The sequence below is a fragment of the Sphingomonas sp. BL-S-25 genome (assembly GCF_055521555.1).
Genome location: NZ_CM145486.1, coordinates 160,529 through 174,405 on the forward strand (window position 1 = coordinate 160,529; position 13,877 = coordinate 174,405).

The 13,877-nt window shown below is 62.9% G+C and carries 14 protein-coding genes and 2 pseudogenes; 6 read left to right on the plus strand and 10 right to left on the minus strand.

Going from position 1 to position 13,877, the window contains the following annotated elements:
- Positions 1-462, minus strand: coding sequence for a hypothetical protein (locus tag ACZ1H8_RS00740; RefSeq protein WP_465179495.1), 462 nt, complete (start codon positions 460-462; stop codon positions 1-3).
- Positions 463-879: 417 nt separating this feature from the next.
- Here ACZ1H8_RS00740 and ACZ1H8_RS00745 point away from each other — a divergent pair, with 417 nt between their 5' ends.
- Positions 880-1,326 (plus strand): hypothetical protein, encoded by a 447-nt coding sequence (locus tag ACZ1H8_RS00745; RefSeq protein WP_465179497.1) that lies wholly within the window; start codon positions 880-882, stop codon positions 1,324-1,326.
- Between the two features lie 99 nt (positions 1,327-1,425).
- Entirely contained in the window at positions 1,426-1,656 is a 231-nt protein-coding gene (locus ACZ1H8_RS00750; RefSeq protein ID WP_465179498.1) for a hypothetical protein, read from the plus strand.
- Positions 1,657-1,692: 36 nt separating this feature from the next.
- Here ACZ1H8_RS00750 and ACZ1H8_RS00755 read toward each other — a convergent pair whose 3' ends face one another.
- Both ACZ1H8_RS00755 and ACZ1H8_RS00760 read right to left on the minus strand, forming a co-directional pair.
- Positions 1,693-2,265, minus strand: a complete 573-nt coding sequence (locus ACZ1H8_RS00755; RefSeq protein ID WP_465179499.1) for a hypothetical protein — start codon at positions 2,263-2,265, stop codon at positions 1,693-1,695.
- Complete coding sequence (locus ACZ1H8_RS00760; RefSeq protein WP_465179500.1) at positions 2,262-2,918, minus strand: hypothetical protein; 657 nt, start codon at positions 2,916-2,918, stop codon at positions 2,262-2,264. The genes ACZ1H8_RS00755 and ACZ1H8_RS00760 overlap by 4 nt, the downstream gene beginning before the upstream one ends.
- Before the next feature lie 415 nt (positions 2,919-3,333).
- Between ACZ1H8_RS00760 and ACZ1H8_RS00765 the strand changes: the two genes are divergently transcribed.
- Positions 3,334-3,840: a Ros/MucR family transcriptional regulator gene (locus ACZ1H8_RS00765; RefSeq protein ID WP_465179501.1), complete on the plus strand. Its 507-nt coding sequence runs from the start codon at positions 3,334-3,336 to the stop codon at positions 3,838-3,840.
- Positions 3,841-4,828: 988 nt separating this feature from the next.
- Here ACZ1H8_RS00765 and ACZ1H8_RS00770 read toward each other — a convergent pair.
- Positions 4,829-5,610, minus strand: a pseudogene (locus ACZ1H8_RS00770) (IS5 family transposase).
- 600 nt (positions 5,611-6,210) lie between these two features.
- Here ACZ1H8_RS00770 and ACZ1H8_RS00775 point away from each other — a divergent pair.
- Positions 6,211-6,944: pseudogene (locus tag ACZ1H8_RS00775) on the plus strand (IS5 family transposase).
- Here ACZ1H8_RS00775 and ACZ1H8_RS00780 read toward each other — a convergent pair.
- Positions 6,921-7,415, minus strand: coding sequence for a hypothetical protein (locus ACZ1H8_RS00780; protein WP_465179502.1), 495 nt, complete (start codon positions 7,413-7,415; stop codon positions 6,921-6,923). The pseudogene ACZ1H8_RS00775 and the gene ACZ1H8_RS00780 overlap by 24 nt on opposite strands.
- A 154-nt stretch (positions 7,416-7,569) precedes the next feature.
- On the opposite strand from ACZ1H8_RS00780, the gene ACZ1H8_RS00785 reads away from it, so the two are divergent.
- Positions 7,570-8,118 carry a hypothetical protein gene (locus tag ACZ1H8_RS00785; RefSeq protein WP_465179503.1) on the plus strand — a complete coding sequence of 183 codons (549 nt, stop codon included), beginning with the start codon at positions 7,570-7,572 and terminating at the stop codon, positions 8,116-8,118.
- 178 nt (positions 8,119-8,296) lie between these two features.
- Here ACZ1H8_RS00785 and ACZ1H8_RS00790 read toward each other — a convergent pair whose 3' ends face one another.
- The 5 genes from ACZ1H8_RS00790 to ACZ1H8_RS00810 are packed head-to-tail and all read right to left on the minus strand — an operon-like array spanning position 8,297 to position 12,026.
- Entirely contained in the window at positions 8,297-8,692 is a 396-nt protein-coding gene (locus ACZ1H8_RS00790) for a lysozyme inhibitor LprI family protein (protein WP_465179504.1), read from the minus strand.
- 36 nt (positions 8,693-8,728) lie between these two features.
- On the minus strand, positions 8,729-9,205 hold the full coding sequence (locus ACZ1H8_RS00795; RefSeq protein WP_465179505.1) for a hypothetical protein: 477 nt from the start codon (positions 9,203-9,205) through the stop codon (positions 8,729-8,731).
- A 12-nt stretch (positions 9,206-9,217) separates the two neighbouring features.
- Positions 9,218-10,006, minus strand: a complete 789-nt coding sequence (locus tag ACZ1H8_RS00800) for a hypothetical protein (protein WP_465179506.1) — start codon at positions 10,004-10,006, stop codon at positions 9,218-9,220.
- Between the two features lie 21 nt (positions 10,007-10,027).
- Positions 10,028-10,903, minus strand: coding sequence for a hypothetical protein (locus ACZ1H8_RS00805; RefSeq protein WP_465179507.1), 876 nt, complete (start codon positions 10,901-10,903; stop codon positions 10,028-10,030).
- Complete coding sequence (locus tag ACZ1H8_RS00810; RefSeq protein ID WP_465179508.1) at positions 10,860-12,026, minus strand: S8 family serine peptidase; 1,167 nt, start codon at positions 12,024-12,026, stop codon at positions 10,860-10,862. The genes ACZ1H8_RS00805 and ACZ1H8_RS00810 overlap by 44 nt, the downstream gene beginning before the upstream one ends.
- Before the next feature lie 665 nt (positions 12,027-12,691).
- Between ACZ1H8_RS00810 and ACZ1H8_RS00815 the strand changes: the two genes are divergently transcribed.
- Positions 12,692-13,819: a DNA N-6-adenine-methyltransferase gene (locus tag ACZ1H8_RS00815; RefSeq protein ID WP_465179509.1), complete on the plus strand. Its 1,128-nt coding sequence runs from the start codon at positions 12,692-12,694 to the stop codon at positions 13,817-13,819.
- The last annotated feature ends 58 nt before the right edge of the window (positions 13,820-13,877 follow it).

A 13,877-nucleotide genomic window follows, 5' to 3' on the forward strand; every position in this document is an offset into this window, starting at 1 on the left:
CTATCCCACCACCTTGAGCCTCGGCCCCTGGAGATCGGGGGCGGGCTGCAGGTCGAGCGATCCCAGCTGGTCCTGGCGAACCACCCGGATGAGGGCGCCGGGCCAGGCCGGGAACATCGCCCGAACCTTGGCCGAGAGCAGCGTGGAAACCGGCATGTCGAGCAGGGGCGTCACGTCATAACCGCACCATAATTCGGCCGGGATGCGCCCGAGCCGGTAGGTGCCCGCGGTGACCAGGGCGACAGCGGGGTGAAGCGCGGGCCGTGACGCGATGAACCGGGCGAGGCAGAGCGGCCGCGCACTGGCGAGCCAGGTGTCATATTCCTCGCGTGAGGTCGCCTGTGCAATCCGGTGGCCCTCGACCTTCCCGACATGGACCAGCCAGGTCCCGTAGTGGAATGTTTCCAGCGTGACCGGCCAGCGATGCGCGAGCCAATTCATGCGTTCGACCGGGTCACTCATTCCCGCCACCCATTCCGGCAACCGCTCCACCCCCAGTCGTCCGTCGCGATCGACGATCCTTCATCGCAGGGAAAAGACCGACCCGGCCCCGGACCCGCCGGGGACTGCCCAACGCTCGACCCCACGGGGGGGGGCGGACGAGAGGGAAGATCATCGGTCATGCTTTAGCTCCGCCACCTAGTACCGATTCACGCAACGCCGGTCGGCTAGAACAAAGGAGGAACAAATTTCAACTGAAATCCGGATAAACGCGGAGAGGGCTGAGCCTTAACACTCGTGGCAGCTGCGTTGCGAACTCATTACCGCTCCGGCGTGATGGCGTGGGCGGGGCGCGACAACAACGGTCGGTCTCTGGTCGCCGCTGGATGAAAGCCGGGGTCACGTCAGAGGCTTCCAGGCTCGGTCGACAAGGATCAAGTGGACGAAAGCGAATATGGCGCCAGCTTCGCGCTCCGGCGCGAGCGGGACGATCGGCTGCCTCAGTTAGAGCTGAAAGGCGGCATCGCTTATGGACCGCAATGGTTTGATGGCGAACCCGCCGAAAGCAGCTTCTATGCCGAGGCCACGGTCGGCGACACTCCGCTGTCGTTCGCGCAAGTGAGGCGACGAATCTACCGTAGGGCAAACGACGATGAAGACTCGCTGCGCGTGTACGGCAGATATCGCTACACCAATGCACAATCCGGTCTGCTTGATGCCTGGGTTCGCGATGAACATCAGGTCGCAGGCGGCGTTCGCTATCGCGATCTCCGCGGGCTCATGTGCGATAGGTCCAGCCCCCGCGAGACCGATTCGGTTGCTTCCTGTAACGGGGCCAAAGCAGGATTCTACTGGGGAGGCCGCATTGAGGCGGCGAACATCTAGTCGACCGATCACGGCAGGCGGCGCTTTGCACCTTCAGCGCAGATTGATGTGTATAGTCGACCGCTGGCTCGTGGGTTTCGCCTGTTCGGTCGAGGAGAATTGGCAGGCGCCTTCTTTCCCAACATTCGCGTCGCCAGCGGCGACCGCCGCCGCGATACGCGGCTACGGCTGACAGGCGGTATCAACTTGAACGGGGTGATCCCGAAAGGACTTCCGAAGATGGATTTCGAGCTAGCCGGGCAGTTCCAGACGCGCTGGTCGAACGATCCGGGCAGCAGGCACAGCCGTGGCTATTTCGTGCCCAGCTTCTCCATTTCCGTGCCGTTCTAACGCGCGATTAGATCGCGGCCAAGGGAGATCACCGATCTAGATGTGTCTCGATGCTTCCTCGATCGCGATCGTAAACTCATCTTGCAAATCTGAAGTCCGGCTCCACCACCCCGCCATTTCGCCATCAGTCCCGGCGCGAAACACAGCGTCGATTTCCGGATGCCCCCTCGCTACGCTGACCCAATTATCGTCCGCCAACGCTCTCCAATCACGCACCTCTAAGGATGGCATCTGATCGGACGCCGTGATCACAGCTGCCGCGCTTCCAAGCCACCACGCCTGGAGCGGATCTTCAAACAGTTGCTCGATGGCAGCCGGATCGCGAGACGATCCTTGATGAAACTTGCGCCCGAAGATCTTTGACACGACGCCCTGGCGGATTTCGGACACGCGCATGGCCGGATACGTTTCGTCGACAACGAAAGTTACCAAACCAACCCGCGACAGCGCATTAGCGAGGACTCGACGAACCACCAGTGGGACAACATCGTCGTCTGATCGTTCCGCTTCCGGCCATTCCAGCCAACCGCAGCCTGGATCGCCAGTCTTACCCAATTCCGCATAAGCAGGCGCGGGACCGGCATGGAAGATCACCAAAGAAGCAGTCACTGACGAATTTCCGGCAACGGCGTGAATATTGTGCCTTCGGCCCACTGATAGACGTATCGACCGACCGCTTCACCAGCGAAATAGCCGCCAAGCCCGCCGATGATGCATCCCCCGACTGCGCCGATAGCGGTGCCTGGCCCGAGAGCGACGGCAGATCCTCCGAGAGCTCCGACCCCACCGACCACTTTGCACCCTGCCCACGCCCCTGCCCAAGCGGTTACCACCTCGGTCGCACGTTGCAGCGGCTTGCTCGCCCGGACGATCGACACGGCATCGACGGCAACTCCAATGATCAACAAGGGCCGGCCCGCGAAACGAAAAGCTTTGGCAGCGTAATAGCCGGCCCGCCCCCACCGCCCTGTGGTCTGATGATTGGTAATCCCGAAAATGGCGGCCACGCCTTTGTGATTCCAGTGATAGTCGATCGTCTTACTTCTGAGGTTGAACCCGTAATCGAGCCTTAAATGACGCTTTGTTTTAGCATCTTGGAAAAATAAGGTCGATGTAGATGTGCCTTTAAATTGGCGCGGCCTGAACTCGACCGCAAAACCATTAGTACCCGGAATCGGTATCCTCACGTTGCTCGCTTGCCCAACTGCAAACGGCACCGATCCCGCCCAAGGACTCTCGACCGGATGGTTCTGATTTGGCATCGAAGACCTCCACAACAACGCGGAACTGCTCACCAAGCACCGCCTTTCAACGCCGGACCCTACCCGTCGTTCATCAGAGAATCGTCCATTATGAGTATCAATCTGCTCGAGCCGGGTTGCAGTGATACCGAACGATCCCAGGAATACCGCTCACAGCGAATTGCAAGCTTTACCATCCGCAAAGATATGAAGAGCAAGGTGGCCGTGGCTCACTCACACCCCTTTTGAGCTTAAGCTTACATAATTTGGTCAACGGCCCTTAGGTGTACGTTCTTGGTGATGACCCTCTCCCCCAAAGATGATCCACGCGGAATAAGCAACTGCTTGATTTAAATGCGTGGCTGATACACACACAAAATGCTTCTGCGCATCTTGCGAGAGTGCGCGTGCCAGAACGATAATAGGGAGGTCGCCAATGTCTGAAGAAATCACTCTGAACGCCGTCGAGCTTGCGACGGAACTGACCATTGCTTGGCTGAGCAATCAAAACAATCGCATCGCATCGGAAGACGTGCCAGCGTTTTTGCGCACTATGCATGCAACGCTGAGCGAACTCGCTGACTCCGGCGCGACACCAACCGGCGAAAGTCCGCCCCCTGAGCCGGAGTACATTCCGGCAGTGTCAGTCCGCAAATCGCTTTCATCGGATGATCACCTCATCTCGATGATCGACGGCAAGCCGTATAAGACGCTCCGCCGCCATCTCTCAACGCACGGCATGACACCAGAAGAGTATCGCGCGCGCTACAATTTGAAGCCTGACTACCCGATGGTTTCGCCAAACTACTCGGAGGCGCGCCGCGCGATGGCGCACAAGATCGGCCTGGGTGCCAAGGGCCGCGCTGCACGCAGCGCAAGCACCCCTGCACAAGCCGCGAAGACGGCGCGTAAGCCGCGGGCCAAGGCTTCTGCCGACGCATGAATTCAATCGCGCGCCGGCCGCCACGGCTTGGCGCGCGGTTCGATACATCATCCTCTCGTAATACCGACGTTCCTCGGCGCTTCGCACTGGGCTAGCCCCGATCCGTGCTGACGTATGCGTAAGCTAGCCGACCTGACGGGGCTAAGATCGCTGAGCTATACGATGCACCCAACTAGCATTCACGCATGATCTTTAGGCAACAGCGTAGGGCGTAAGAGGCGTTACGCCGCGGTGAACAACATTAAGTCATTATGTCAGCGGCCACCGTTTTTATACAGAAGATCATCGATAACATAGTCAAGCAATTCTTCGACCGTATTAGAGCGTGCAACGCGTGAGCTGTATTCATAGCCATTATTGGCGAATGCAGATGACCGTAGAACCGCCATAATATCATAAGTCGGACTCAAATCCGCTATTGATATACGAGATGCCTTCGCATTGAATGACGCCAACTGCGCACCGCTTAGACGGCCCAATTTCGAGTCGATAAAGCCAGCACAGTACCCGGCGGATTGCCCATCTTTCTTAATGTAATCGAAAATGCTCAGATCTATGGAAGATCTGCACATTATCAAAAATATTCCCCAAGGCCTTTTTGGCCCCGTTGGCACCGTGCTAAAAACGTTAGGGTCGCTATCCTCATCACGTGGCTCTGAATTATCCTGGGCTTGCGCGGATGCGGAGATCGCCAACCCCAAGGTTAGCGAACAGAGAGCTATTAAGCGCTTTAGCCGACTGCTTTTGCAGATCCCTCGCCCGATCATCAACGCACCCCCACTCTTACGATTATTCTAAAATCAATCCCGCTTGCCACGGCCTGGTGAGACAGTTCGCCTAAATTGACGCTCACCTACCCGTGGGCGAATGCTCGCTCTGCGTAGCCGAGTTCATGCGTCCCTACTACCGCGGTTCGTGCCGAGAATATCTCTATTGCCGCGTGCCAGCATCTGCAGCGAACCACCACGCTGCTCGTCCTGGTATTCGGCTAGGCGCTGTTGACAAAGTTAGGCAACCACCTGCGGATAGCGGCAAGATTGAGGAAACTGGCGAACGACAGCGCGGTTTTGTCGTAGCGGGTGGCGATGCGGCGTTGATGCTTGAGGTGGCCGAACATGCGCTCGATGCGGTTACGGTCTCGGTATCGACGGAAGTCGCAGGCGATGTGTTCGCGCCGGTTGGCCTTTGGCGGGATGATCGGCAGGATGCCGCGCATCAACAGGTTCGCCCGGACCGCATCGCCGTCATACCCTTTATCGGCCAGCAGCGCCTTGGGCTTGTCGACAGGCAACGCCATGAGGTCATCGACAGCGCTATAATCCGATGCCTCCCCGCCAGTCAGGATGAAGCCAAGAGGGCGTCCCTGATTGTCACAACGGGCGTGGACTTTGCACGTAAAGCCGCCGCGTGATCGACCAAAAGCCTCCTTATGAGTCCCCCTTTAGCGCCCGCTGCCGAAACATGGCCGCGAACCGTGGTGCTGTCGATCATGTGCTGCCAGTCGTCGGTCAGCCCGAACTCGACCAGCGTGGCCAGCATCGCATCCCAGACGCCTTGTTCCGCCCAACGCCGGAACCGCACATAGACCGAGTTCCACTTGCCGTAGCGCTCGTGCATGTCGCGCCAGGGGCAGCCAACCCGCAGTACATGCAGCATCCCGTTTAGAAATCGCCGATTGTCATGGGCAGGGCGCGCCTTTCGGCCTCGCTCGGACGGCAGCAGCCCTTCGAGCACCGACCATTCCTCGTCCGTCAGATCGCCACGCGCCATCGCCGCCCCCTGCAAAGAGCAGCCTTGAATCAGAGATCAGGTCGTTTGGGAATCCACTTTGTCAACACGACCTAGCAGGTCCCGCACGGCCTCCGGGTTGACGAGGCGCTTCTCCATAGAGCCCCACCGACCGATCGTCGCGAGAACGCCATCGACGTGAAGGACGCCGTCGAACATCTCCGCCGGCGTCAGCTGCAGCGCTTCCGATTGCCGACACTCTTCAACCTCAAGTGGCGCGCCTTGCAGCAAATGGCATCGGTCGGTTCGACGCCGCCGATCCTTACCCGAGCCGTTCCGCAAGCACTGCGGAAACCCGCGACCAGTCCGCGCCGGCGACCCGCGCCCCGGTCGGGTGCAGAATGCCGATGGCCGGCCGTCCCGCTATTTGTCCTGCGACAAGGAGCCGCCGCCGACGCGATCGATCCATCAGCACGGTGCTCGCATCACGGGCATGCACGTCGAAGCGAGCTATACCAAGAACTAGGCATCGTGGACAAAGCTTGACCTGAGGCTCGCAGGTTGATTCAAGGCTGCGTTTTGGAGGCGGCGTTGGGCGAGCGTGTTGGGGTTTCGGACGAAGAGTGGGCGCTGATCGGCCCGTTGCTTCCACCCGAACATGGTCGCGGATGTCGGCCTGCGGGCGACAACCGTCGGTACTTCGAAGGCATGATGTGGATGGCGCGATCAGGTGCGCAGTGGCGCCTGCTGCCAGACGACTATGGCAAGTGGAACAGCGTGTTCCGGCGGTATCGGCGCTGGGTGGAGACGGGGGTGTTCGATGCCCTGCTGGAGACGCTGGCCGAGATGGTGGAACGCGATACCAGCGCCGACATGATCGACAGCACCGTGGTCCGGGCGCATCATTGCGCCGTCGGGCTAAAAAAGGGGATCAAGAGGCCCAGGGGCTTGGCCGGTCGCGCGGCGGCTTCACCACCAAGCTCCACGCCCGCTGCGACGGACACGGCCGGCCGCTCGGCTTCGTCCTGACGCCGGGGCAGACGCACGATGTAAAGGGCTTTGGCCCGCTGTTCCGGATGCTCGGCGACCGCATCGAAGCGCTGCTCGCCGACAAGGGCTACGACGCAGATGCCATCCGCGCGGAACTTGCCGCAGCCGGTGTCGAAGCGGTCATCCCCACCAAGAGCAATCGGCACATCCCCATTCCGCACGATCGTGTGAAATACCGCTGCCGCAATCTCGTCGAGCGCCTTTTCAGCAAGCTCAAGAACTGGCGCCGCGTTGCCACCCGATACGACAAAACCAAGGAGTCCTACCTCGGCTTCGTCGTGCTCGCTTCAATCAAGCTATGGCTACCCTTTGTCCACGACGCCTAAGACGATCTCGGGTTGAAGGACGCTGATAAGCTCCTCGACCTCATGGCCGCACCAGCGCTCGAGCTTCTTCCGCACGCCGAATGCGACAGCCTCCCATGGGTAGCGGCTGTTGTCGGCGACCTTGATCGTGCTGCTCTTGAAGAAGAGGAAGTTGGTCTGGACGGCGCGATCGAGATCCGATGACCGTCCGGCCTGCGCGAAGATGTCCCTGATCTTGCGTGCTAAAGACCATTCGGCATCTTGGATGTACGATTTAGGCGGCCATGTTTCCTCTACGCTGGGTCGGTCGTCGTCGGCTCCGAATCCCGGGTTGGCTCCGATAATCATTACCGGCGGGCGTTCGATCGGCGGACCGCTCAGCACGCTGAAGCCACATGCACCGCCGAACAAGTCGTCTTGATGCTCCAACCAAAGTTTGTTCACCTGGCTGTAGAGCCGAAGGACGCGGTCATGAATGGTCGCCTCGGTCATATACCGATCTCGATACGATCAGCTGCCGCTATATGGCAATCTTAGGATTACCCGCTCTCGGCATGTCGGCCGCGTTCGCTCGCTTCTGCCGCCCGTCGACAGCATCATATCTATCGGCAATGGTGGATCAGGAGTTCCTTCAGGAGTGAGCTGTATGGCGATGACGATCAGGGACATGCGGGTGACGAAGGCGTTCTACCCGATCCTGCTCGACCTGGCCCGCGAGTGCCGCACCACCACTTACGGTGCCCTCGTCGATGAGGCCAAAGCCCGCAACCCCAACGATGACATCATAGCCGCATTGATTCCCCGGGCCGTTGGTCGCCGCCTTCTCGTGCTTCGAGGCTTTACCGACGAACTCGGCTACCCGGATTTGTCCAGTCTCGTGCTGAACGCCGGCACGGGTGAGGTCGGCGATGCCTATTCCGACAAGTTCGATCCACGAGAGAAGCGGGCAGAGGTGATGGCGTTCGACTGGACGGGCGCCGTACCCGAGTTCGATGCGTTCGTCCGTGAGCACGAGCGGGAGATCGCTTCGCGGAACCGACCGAAGCGAAGCCGGGAGGAGGCGAAGCGTCTGCTGTGGGACTACGCGAAAGACAATCCGACAGCGCTGCTGCCGTCGCAGCGGGAGGCTGTACTAGCGTCTCTTATCGCCGGTGAAGATGTGGCCGACGCGATCGCCGAGGTCATGGGTAATTAGCCTGCAATCGAATGTCATGGGCGTATCGCCGTTGATCGACCAATTGCTCGGACTAGACCCGTCCCCACCCGATCGACGGTCCAGCTGGGACCACATCGACACGAAAGCGGGGCCATAATTCGCAGTGAATGCGCGTCGGATATCCGTAGTGATACTCGCGAGCTGCCCCGAAGGGCGGTCAATCACTAGCCCTCGGCTTCGGCAGAATGGGCGGCGTGCTGTCGGCGTAGGTAAGCCAGTTGCGCCAAATCGTCGTGGTGCGAGCTTCGGTGAGGCTGATCCGGCAGCCCAGATTCATGGCACCGCGGATTGTGCCGCGACCCCACGATTCGTAGACCGCGTCACACTCAGCGTCCCGGTATGCGATCCATGCCCGTTCGGCCAGGCGCAGCTTCGCCAACGCGGCCATATCCTGTTGCTCCCTCAATCGCTTCGTTGCCGCCGCATAATATCGATTGAGCTCGGCATCGGCGCGGTCGAGCTCAGCGGCGAGGCATTGCTCGACATCCCGCGTCGTCGAGCCGTCGCATGCGGTTCCGGCTGCCAGCAGCAGCGCGGCGATGATGATCGACATATCTCTTTCCCCTGCATCAAGTCGACGCGATTTGCTCTACAACGTTTCGACCCGATCAAACGCGCCCGGCTCCCGCTTGATCGATCGGACGGTCACCCAGTCTACCAACACCTGCACGGCCCAGGCGACAGCGGCAAGCACCGCCCACGGCCAGCCACGCGTCAGCCACACGTCGAGGTGAAACCCGTTAGCCGGCAGCGTCAGCCCGCAGGCGATCAGCGCTAACCACTTCAGGCTGTTCATGGCAAACGACGCCCCGCTCATGACCCACAGCTTCGCGCGCGACGATCCCGGCCGCCACGCCGCCCACAGCAGCAGCGCAGCAGGCGCGCCGATCCCGGCCCACGCCGTCCACTCAGGGCCGAGGTTCACCTTCGCAACCATCGCGGCAACGAATGACAGGACGCACAGCAGCAGCAGGAGCGGCAGCGCCCGGAAGAAGCCGGTGGCGTTCAGCACGCCGACCAGCATCAGCAGCGCGACGATCGCGACGGCACCGATCACAGCGATCATTGCTGGTGGTCCTTAGAACGCTACGCGGTCGGTCTTCGGCGCCGCGCGCTCGACGGCGGCAGCATAGGCCCGCTCGCGCTCGCGGTCCTGATCGGTGCCGTCCGCCAGCCTGATGGCATTCTTGTTCAAGATCACCGACGCGGTCAGATTCGGCAGCGCCCCCGGTCGACGCTGAAAGGGCGCGATCGAGCCGCAGACGGGCTTCAGGGGCGCGGTGCACCAGGCGAGCGTCATGCCCTGATCCCTCCTGCCATCCGGCTGGCCGTACTTCGCCGTGACCTGACGAAGAAAGGCGTCGCCAGTCATCACGTCCTGAGACACCCTCAACTGGACGTCGGTGACGCTCGAACCGCCGGACGAGATCGCGACCAGGCTCACGTTGATCGTTTCGCGGTTGGGTCCGTAGCCACTCAGCTGCGTCACCACGCGATCGGTCATGGCCGGTGACGAGGCGGCGCCCGTTCGCCGCCTTGCCGCCTCCGAGCGAACCTGGGCCACGAAGCTGGGACCATAGCTGATGCCGCCCGTCGACGGGATTGAATAGCCCGCCTTCACCAGCGCGGCACGCGCCGCATCCGCCGACATACCTAGGCGGACGCCAGCGACGTCGAGCGGGAACGCGGCTGACGGTGCCGCCGCGCCGCCAGCCATCTCCTGCGTCGTCGCATCGCGCGGAACGGTCGCGGGTGCGGGCTTCCGCGCTGCAATCCGCTGGATGACCTTGTCCAAAAGCGTCTGCGCCGATGCCGGCGCAGATGCGGTCGCCAGCACGATGGCGGCAGCGGCGAACGTCTTGCTCATTGGTCTACTCCCTCGGGTCATTCAGCGGATTGCGATGGCGACGAAGCCGGCGGTGTCGGTCGCTCCGGCCACGTGTCCGGCGTCCCAGGCGCGCGCGAGGCCCAACCGGAGCGAGGACGTCGGCGACAGCGCGATCGACCAGCCCAGCTCCAGATCCAGCTCGCGGGCGTCGGGGGCGAGATCGACGGCGACCGCGCGCGTGATCAACGCGCGGCTAATGAGATCGAACGACACCGGCGCCAGCAGCACCGCCCAGGCGCGTTCCACCCGTAGCGGCGACGACAGGCCGAACGTCGCGCGGCCACCGAACAGTTTACGCCCCCCCTCCAATGAGAAGGCGCTGCCGATCAGCGGGCCATTGAAGCGGAGCAGGTCCGAACCGCCCTGCGCCCGTGTCGAGGATGCGGTGGCGCGGGCGGTCAGATCGATGCCGGCAAGCCTGCGGCGATAGGTCAGCGTCGCGAGCGTGGTGCGGGCGCCGGTCAGACCGAGCGTCGCGTCGCCGCGCATGCCCAGCACCTGACCGCGTTCCGCGAGCTCGGACAGTTCGAACCCGAGACCCAGCGGCATGGCGAAACCGATGACCTGCTGGCGCAAGCGCCCGTCCCGAGACGCGCCGCTCGAAAAGGACGCCGACCAACCCCCGCCGGACCACGCGGACATGCTGCCGACCGGCATCGACGCGATGCCGCGCAGCGGCGAACCCGCCAGCCCGTTGCCGTTCCCGACCGCGACGTTGGTGCCGAACGTCACCTGCTGCCCGGCGGCAGGCGCGAAGGTGACCACGGCCGGCATGGAAGAACGCGTTCCTGAATAAGCGCCGACGTTGGTCGCGAAGCCGAAGCGGGCGGCCTCAACCTGCGATGCACGCCATGGCACATCCGTCTGCCCGACCATCACGCCGGCAAGCAGGCCAGACCCACGGGTGCGCACGCCGGTCGAACCCGTCATCCTGTAATCGCGACCATAGCGGTCGAACACCGTCATGGCGCTTACCTGTCCAGTCAGCACTCCCGCTTTGGCCGATCCACCGAACGGCGCCGACGTCGTCAACGACGCGAAGCGCGTCAGCACGGCATCGGCGGCGGCGAAGGACGACGCGGGTGCCCGCGCCGAAAACGGCATCCACGCCCGGCGCGCCCGCATCGGTGGCGGTATCGAGCAGGATGCGGCTGATTGCCTTGCCGCCGAGCTGCGGCCAATATTGCTTGAGCAGCGCTGCCGCCCCGGCGACCGCGGGTGCGGCGAAGCTGTTGCCGGTGACGCTGACGACGTTGCCGTCCTTGTCGACGACCTGGACGTTGTTGCCACCGGCGGCAAGCATCCGGTCGGCGAGCGGGCCGGCGTTGCCGTTGGCGCTGCGCGGGCTGCCATTCTGGTCGACTCCTATTGCGAACAGGAACCAGTCCTTGTTGGCGTGGTCGGTGCCGACGAAGTTCTCCGCGAACTGGCCGGTGAAGCTGTCCTGCCCCGTCGCGTTGGCGACCGAGTTGATCAGCAGCCCGTCGGCGATGCGCACCTGATCCATCGCGGCGCGCTGGTCCTGCGCGATCTGCCCCGTGCCGACGCCGTTGAGTGACAGGACGCTGACGAACGCACCTTTCTCGACCGCATAGCGGATCGCCGGCGCGATCAGCATCGGGTTCGCACTTTCGCTCTCCGGGATCAGCCCGGTGCTGCCAGCGGTCTGGCCCGACAGGTCGGGACCGACAATCTTGAGCGCCAGCGGTGTCGCCTCGGGCGCGACGCCTTGCGGCCCCGATCCGTTACGCGCCGCCAGCGCGACCGAGGCGACGGTCGTGCCGTGGCCCTGTTTGTCGTCGATCGCATAGGGCGCGACCGTCTCCACCGGACAGGTGCCGCACCGCGCGACACGCTGTTCGAAGCCCGTGCTGTCGGCGGAGATGCGGCCGGCGAACTCTGGCGTCGCGCGGTTGATGCCCGTGTCGATTACCGCGATCGTCACAACCCTGCCGGTGATGCCACGGTCATAGGCGTAGGCCGCCTTGGCGATTACCACCGCGCTCGACGCCTTGTATTCGGCGCTCTCTGCGGACGATGTCGGCGATGGTGCTGGGCTGGGTGCCGGTGTCGGTGTCGGGGTCGGAGTTGCTGTTGGCGGTGCGGTAGAACCGCCCGAGTTTACGCCACCACCGCCACCACAGGCGGCCAACAGCAGCCCCGCCGAAATCACCGACATATTCGCTATGTGTGCGCGGTAATCGCGCTTCCGTCGCTGAACACCCAACGCTCGAACCCCCGTTCGCGTCGGTGCCGGTCGGCTCCAGCCGGCGGCACCGCCCCTGTTGTCGAGGCGGTGCCGGCCCGAAAGCCGGAAGTTGGAAACCTGCAAAGAGACAGGCGCGAACGCCTTTAGGCCCGAAGGCCCTGGACATACGCGTCCGCCTCCCGGCCGAAACTGATTCGGACCGGGTCTACGGCTCTCTTTGACAAGGTTTCCACGCCTCGGCCCACCTGCTGGTGAGCGGGCGCAGGTTAAGCGATCCGCCTGCCTGTCGGCAACGCAAATCTTCGCTGCCCAATGTCAGGTATGTTGCAAACACGCGACATCCATCGCCCCATGCGGCGAAGTAATCGAGCCTGTGCGCTCACAATCGGGGTAGTTATTGACCCGGCAGCCACCGTTACTCATATCGACCAGTATATGAACCCTTTTGGTATCACATGCTGATCGCGGCACTCGTCGAGGCACGAAGATTGTCGGGTATGTCGCAGAGCACGCTCGCGGCACGCATTGGCGTGCCGCTCCAGAAGATCAAGCGGCTCGAGCGGGGCGTCGGTTCGACCGAAACGCTCGCAGCGGTGATGACCGCGACCGACTTCCGGCTGACCGGTCTCGGGCCGGGCAACACCCTTGGTGCAAAACTGCGCGCCAGCCGGCTTCGGCGCGGCTGGACGCTGGAGAAGGCGGCGTCACGCGCGGGCATATCGCGGACGACGCTCGCCGGCCTCGAGCGCGGCGGCGGATCGGTCGCCACCCTGCTCCGCCTGTTGACCGTGCTTGCGCCGAAAGCCCGGCGCCGCGCAATGGAGCGCGCCCATTGGGGCGAAGGCGACAAGGCCGACCGCGACGTCCGCTTCACACCGCCCGAATTCCTGGCCAAGATCAACGATGCGTTCGGCGCCATCGACCTCGACCCGTGCGGTCACGCGCTGAGCCCGGTGGTCGCGAAGCGTCGCATCCTGCTCGAAGAAGGCGGCGATGGGTTCGTCGATGACTGGTCGGGCCGGCTCGCCTTCGTCAATCCACCCTTCTCCCAGATGCTGCGTTGGCTGAAACGGGCGCATGACCAATGGTCGCGGCGGAATGTGGGCAGCATCGTCTGCCTCGTCCCCGCGCGCGTAGATTCGCGCTTTTTCCACGAGACGTTGAGCGACGAGGCGGACATCTTCCTGCTGCTAGGTCGGGTGCCGTTCTCCGACATCCGCGGCAGGTCGCAGCACACGCCTTTTTCGCTGATGCTGGTGGCGTTCGGCACCTCGGCCCAACAGCGGGCACGCTGGGCGGAGATCGCCGAGGGATACTGGCTGGTCCGCTCAAGCGGGTCCGCCTCATTCTCAGATCCGCCATTCGTCGATGACGACGCGGCCCGCGACATCGACACCGCACTCTACCAACCGGCGCAGGCGCAACTCGGCGCGGGCGATGCCCTGCTCGGCATCGACGGGCTTGACCGGCAAGTGGATGATCTCGCCGGGCGCGAGGCGGAAGCTGCCACGGACATGCGGCTGCGGCAGCAGCAGCGCGCGCGCCCCGGTCTTCGACAGCCACAGCCGACAGCCGGAGTGTGAAAAGCAGATCCGGTCGCGCGGGACGAAGATCGAGATGTCGGTCATGATGGTCGCGCCC

What these genes read in the sequence shown, in the direction of transcription:
- ACZ1H8_RS00740 (WP_465179495.1), bottom strand. Translation starts at nt 462, where the DNA reads ATGAGTGACCCGGTCGAACGCATGAATTGGCTCGCGCATCGCTGGCCG.
- ACZ1H8_RS00760 (WP_465179500.1), bottom strand. Translation starts at nt 2,918, where the DNA reads ATGCCAAATCAGAACCATCCGGTCGAGAGTCCTTGGGCGGGATCGGTG.
- ACZ1H8_RS00765 (WP_465179501.1), top strand. Translation starts at nt 3,334, where the DNA reads ATGTCTGAAGAAATCACTCTGAACGCCGTCGAGCTTGCGACGGAACTG.
- ACZ1H8_RS00780 (WP_465179502.1), bottom strand. Translation starts at nt 7,415, where the DNA reads ATGACCGAGGCGACCATTCATGACCGCGTCCTTCGGCTCTACAGCCAG.
- ACZ1H8_RS00785 (WP_465179503.1), top strand. Translation starts at nt 7,570, where the DNA reads ATGGCGATGACGATCAGGGACATGCGGGTGACGAAGGCGTTCTACCCG.
- ACZ1H8_RS00790 (WP_465179504.1), bottom strand. Translation starts at nt 8,692, where the DNA reads ATGTCGATCATCATCGCCGCGCTGCTGCTGGCAGCCGGAACCGCATGC.
- ACZ1H8_RS00795 (WP_465179505.1), bottom strand. Translation starts at nt 9,205, where the DNA reads ATGATCGCTGTGATCGGTGCCGTCGCGATCGTCGCGCTGCTGATGCTG.
- ACZ1H8_RS00800 (WP_465179506.1), bottom strand. Translation starts at nt 10,006, where the DNA reads ATGAGCAAGACGTTCGCCGCTGCCGCCATCGTGCTGGCGACCGCATCT.
- ACZ1H8_RS00805 (WP_465179507.1), bottom strand. Translation starts at nt 10,903, where the DNA reads ATGGTCGGGCAGACGGATGTGCCATGGCGTGCATCGCAGGTTGAGGCC.
- ACZ1H8_RS00815 (WP_465179509.1), top strand. Translation starts at nt 12,692, where the DNA reads ATGCTGATCGCGGCACTCGTCGAGGCACGAAGATTGTCGGGTATGTCG.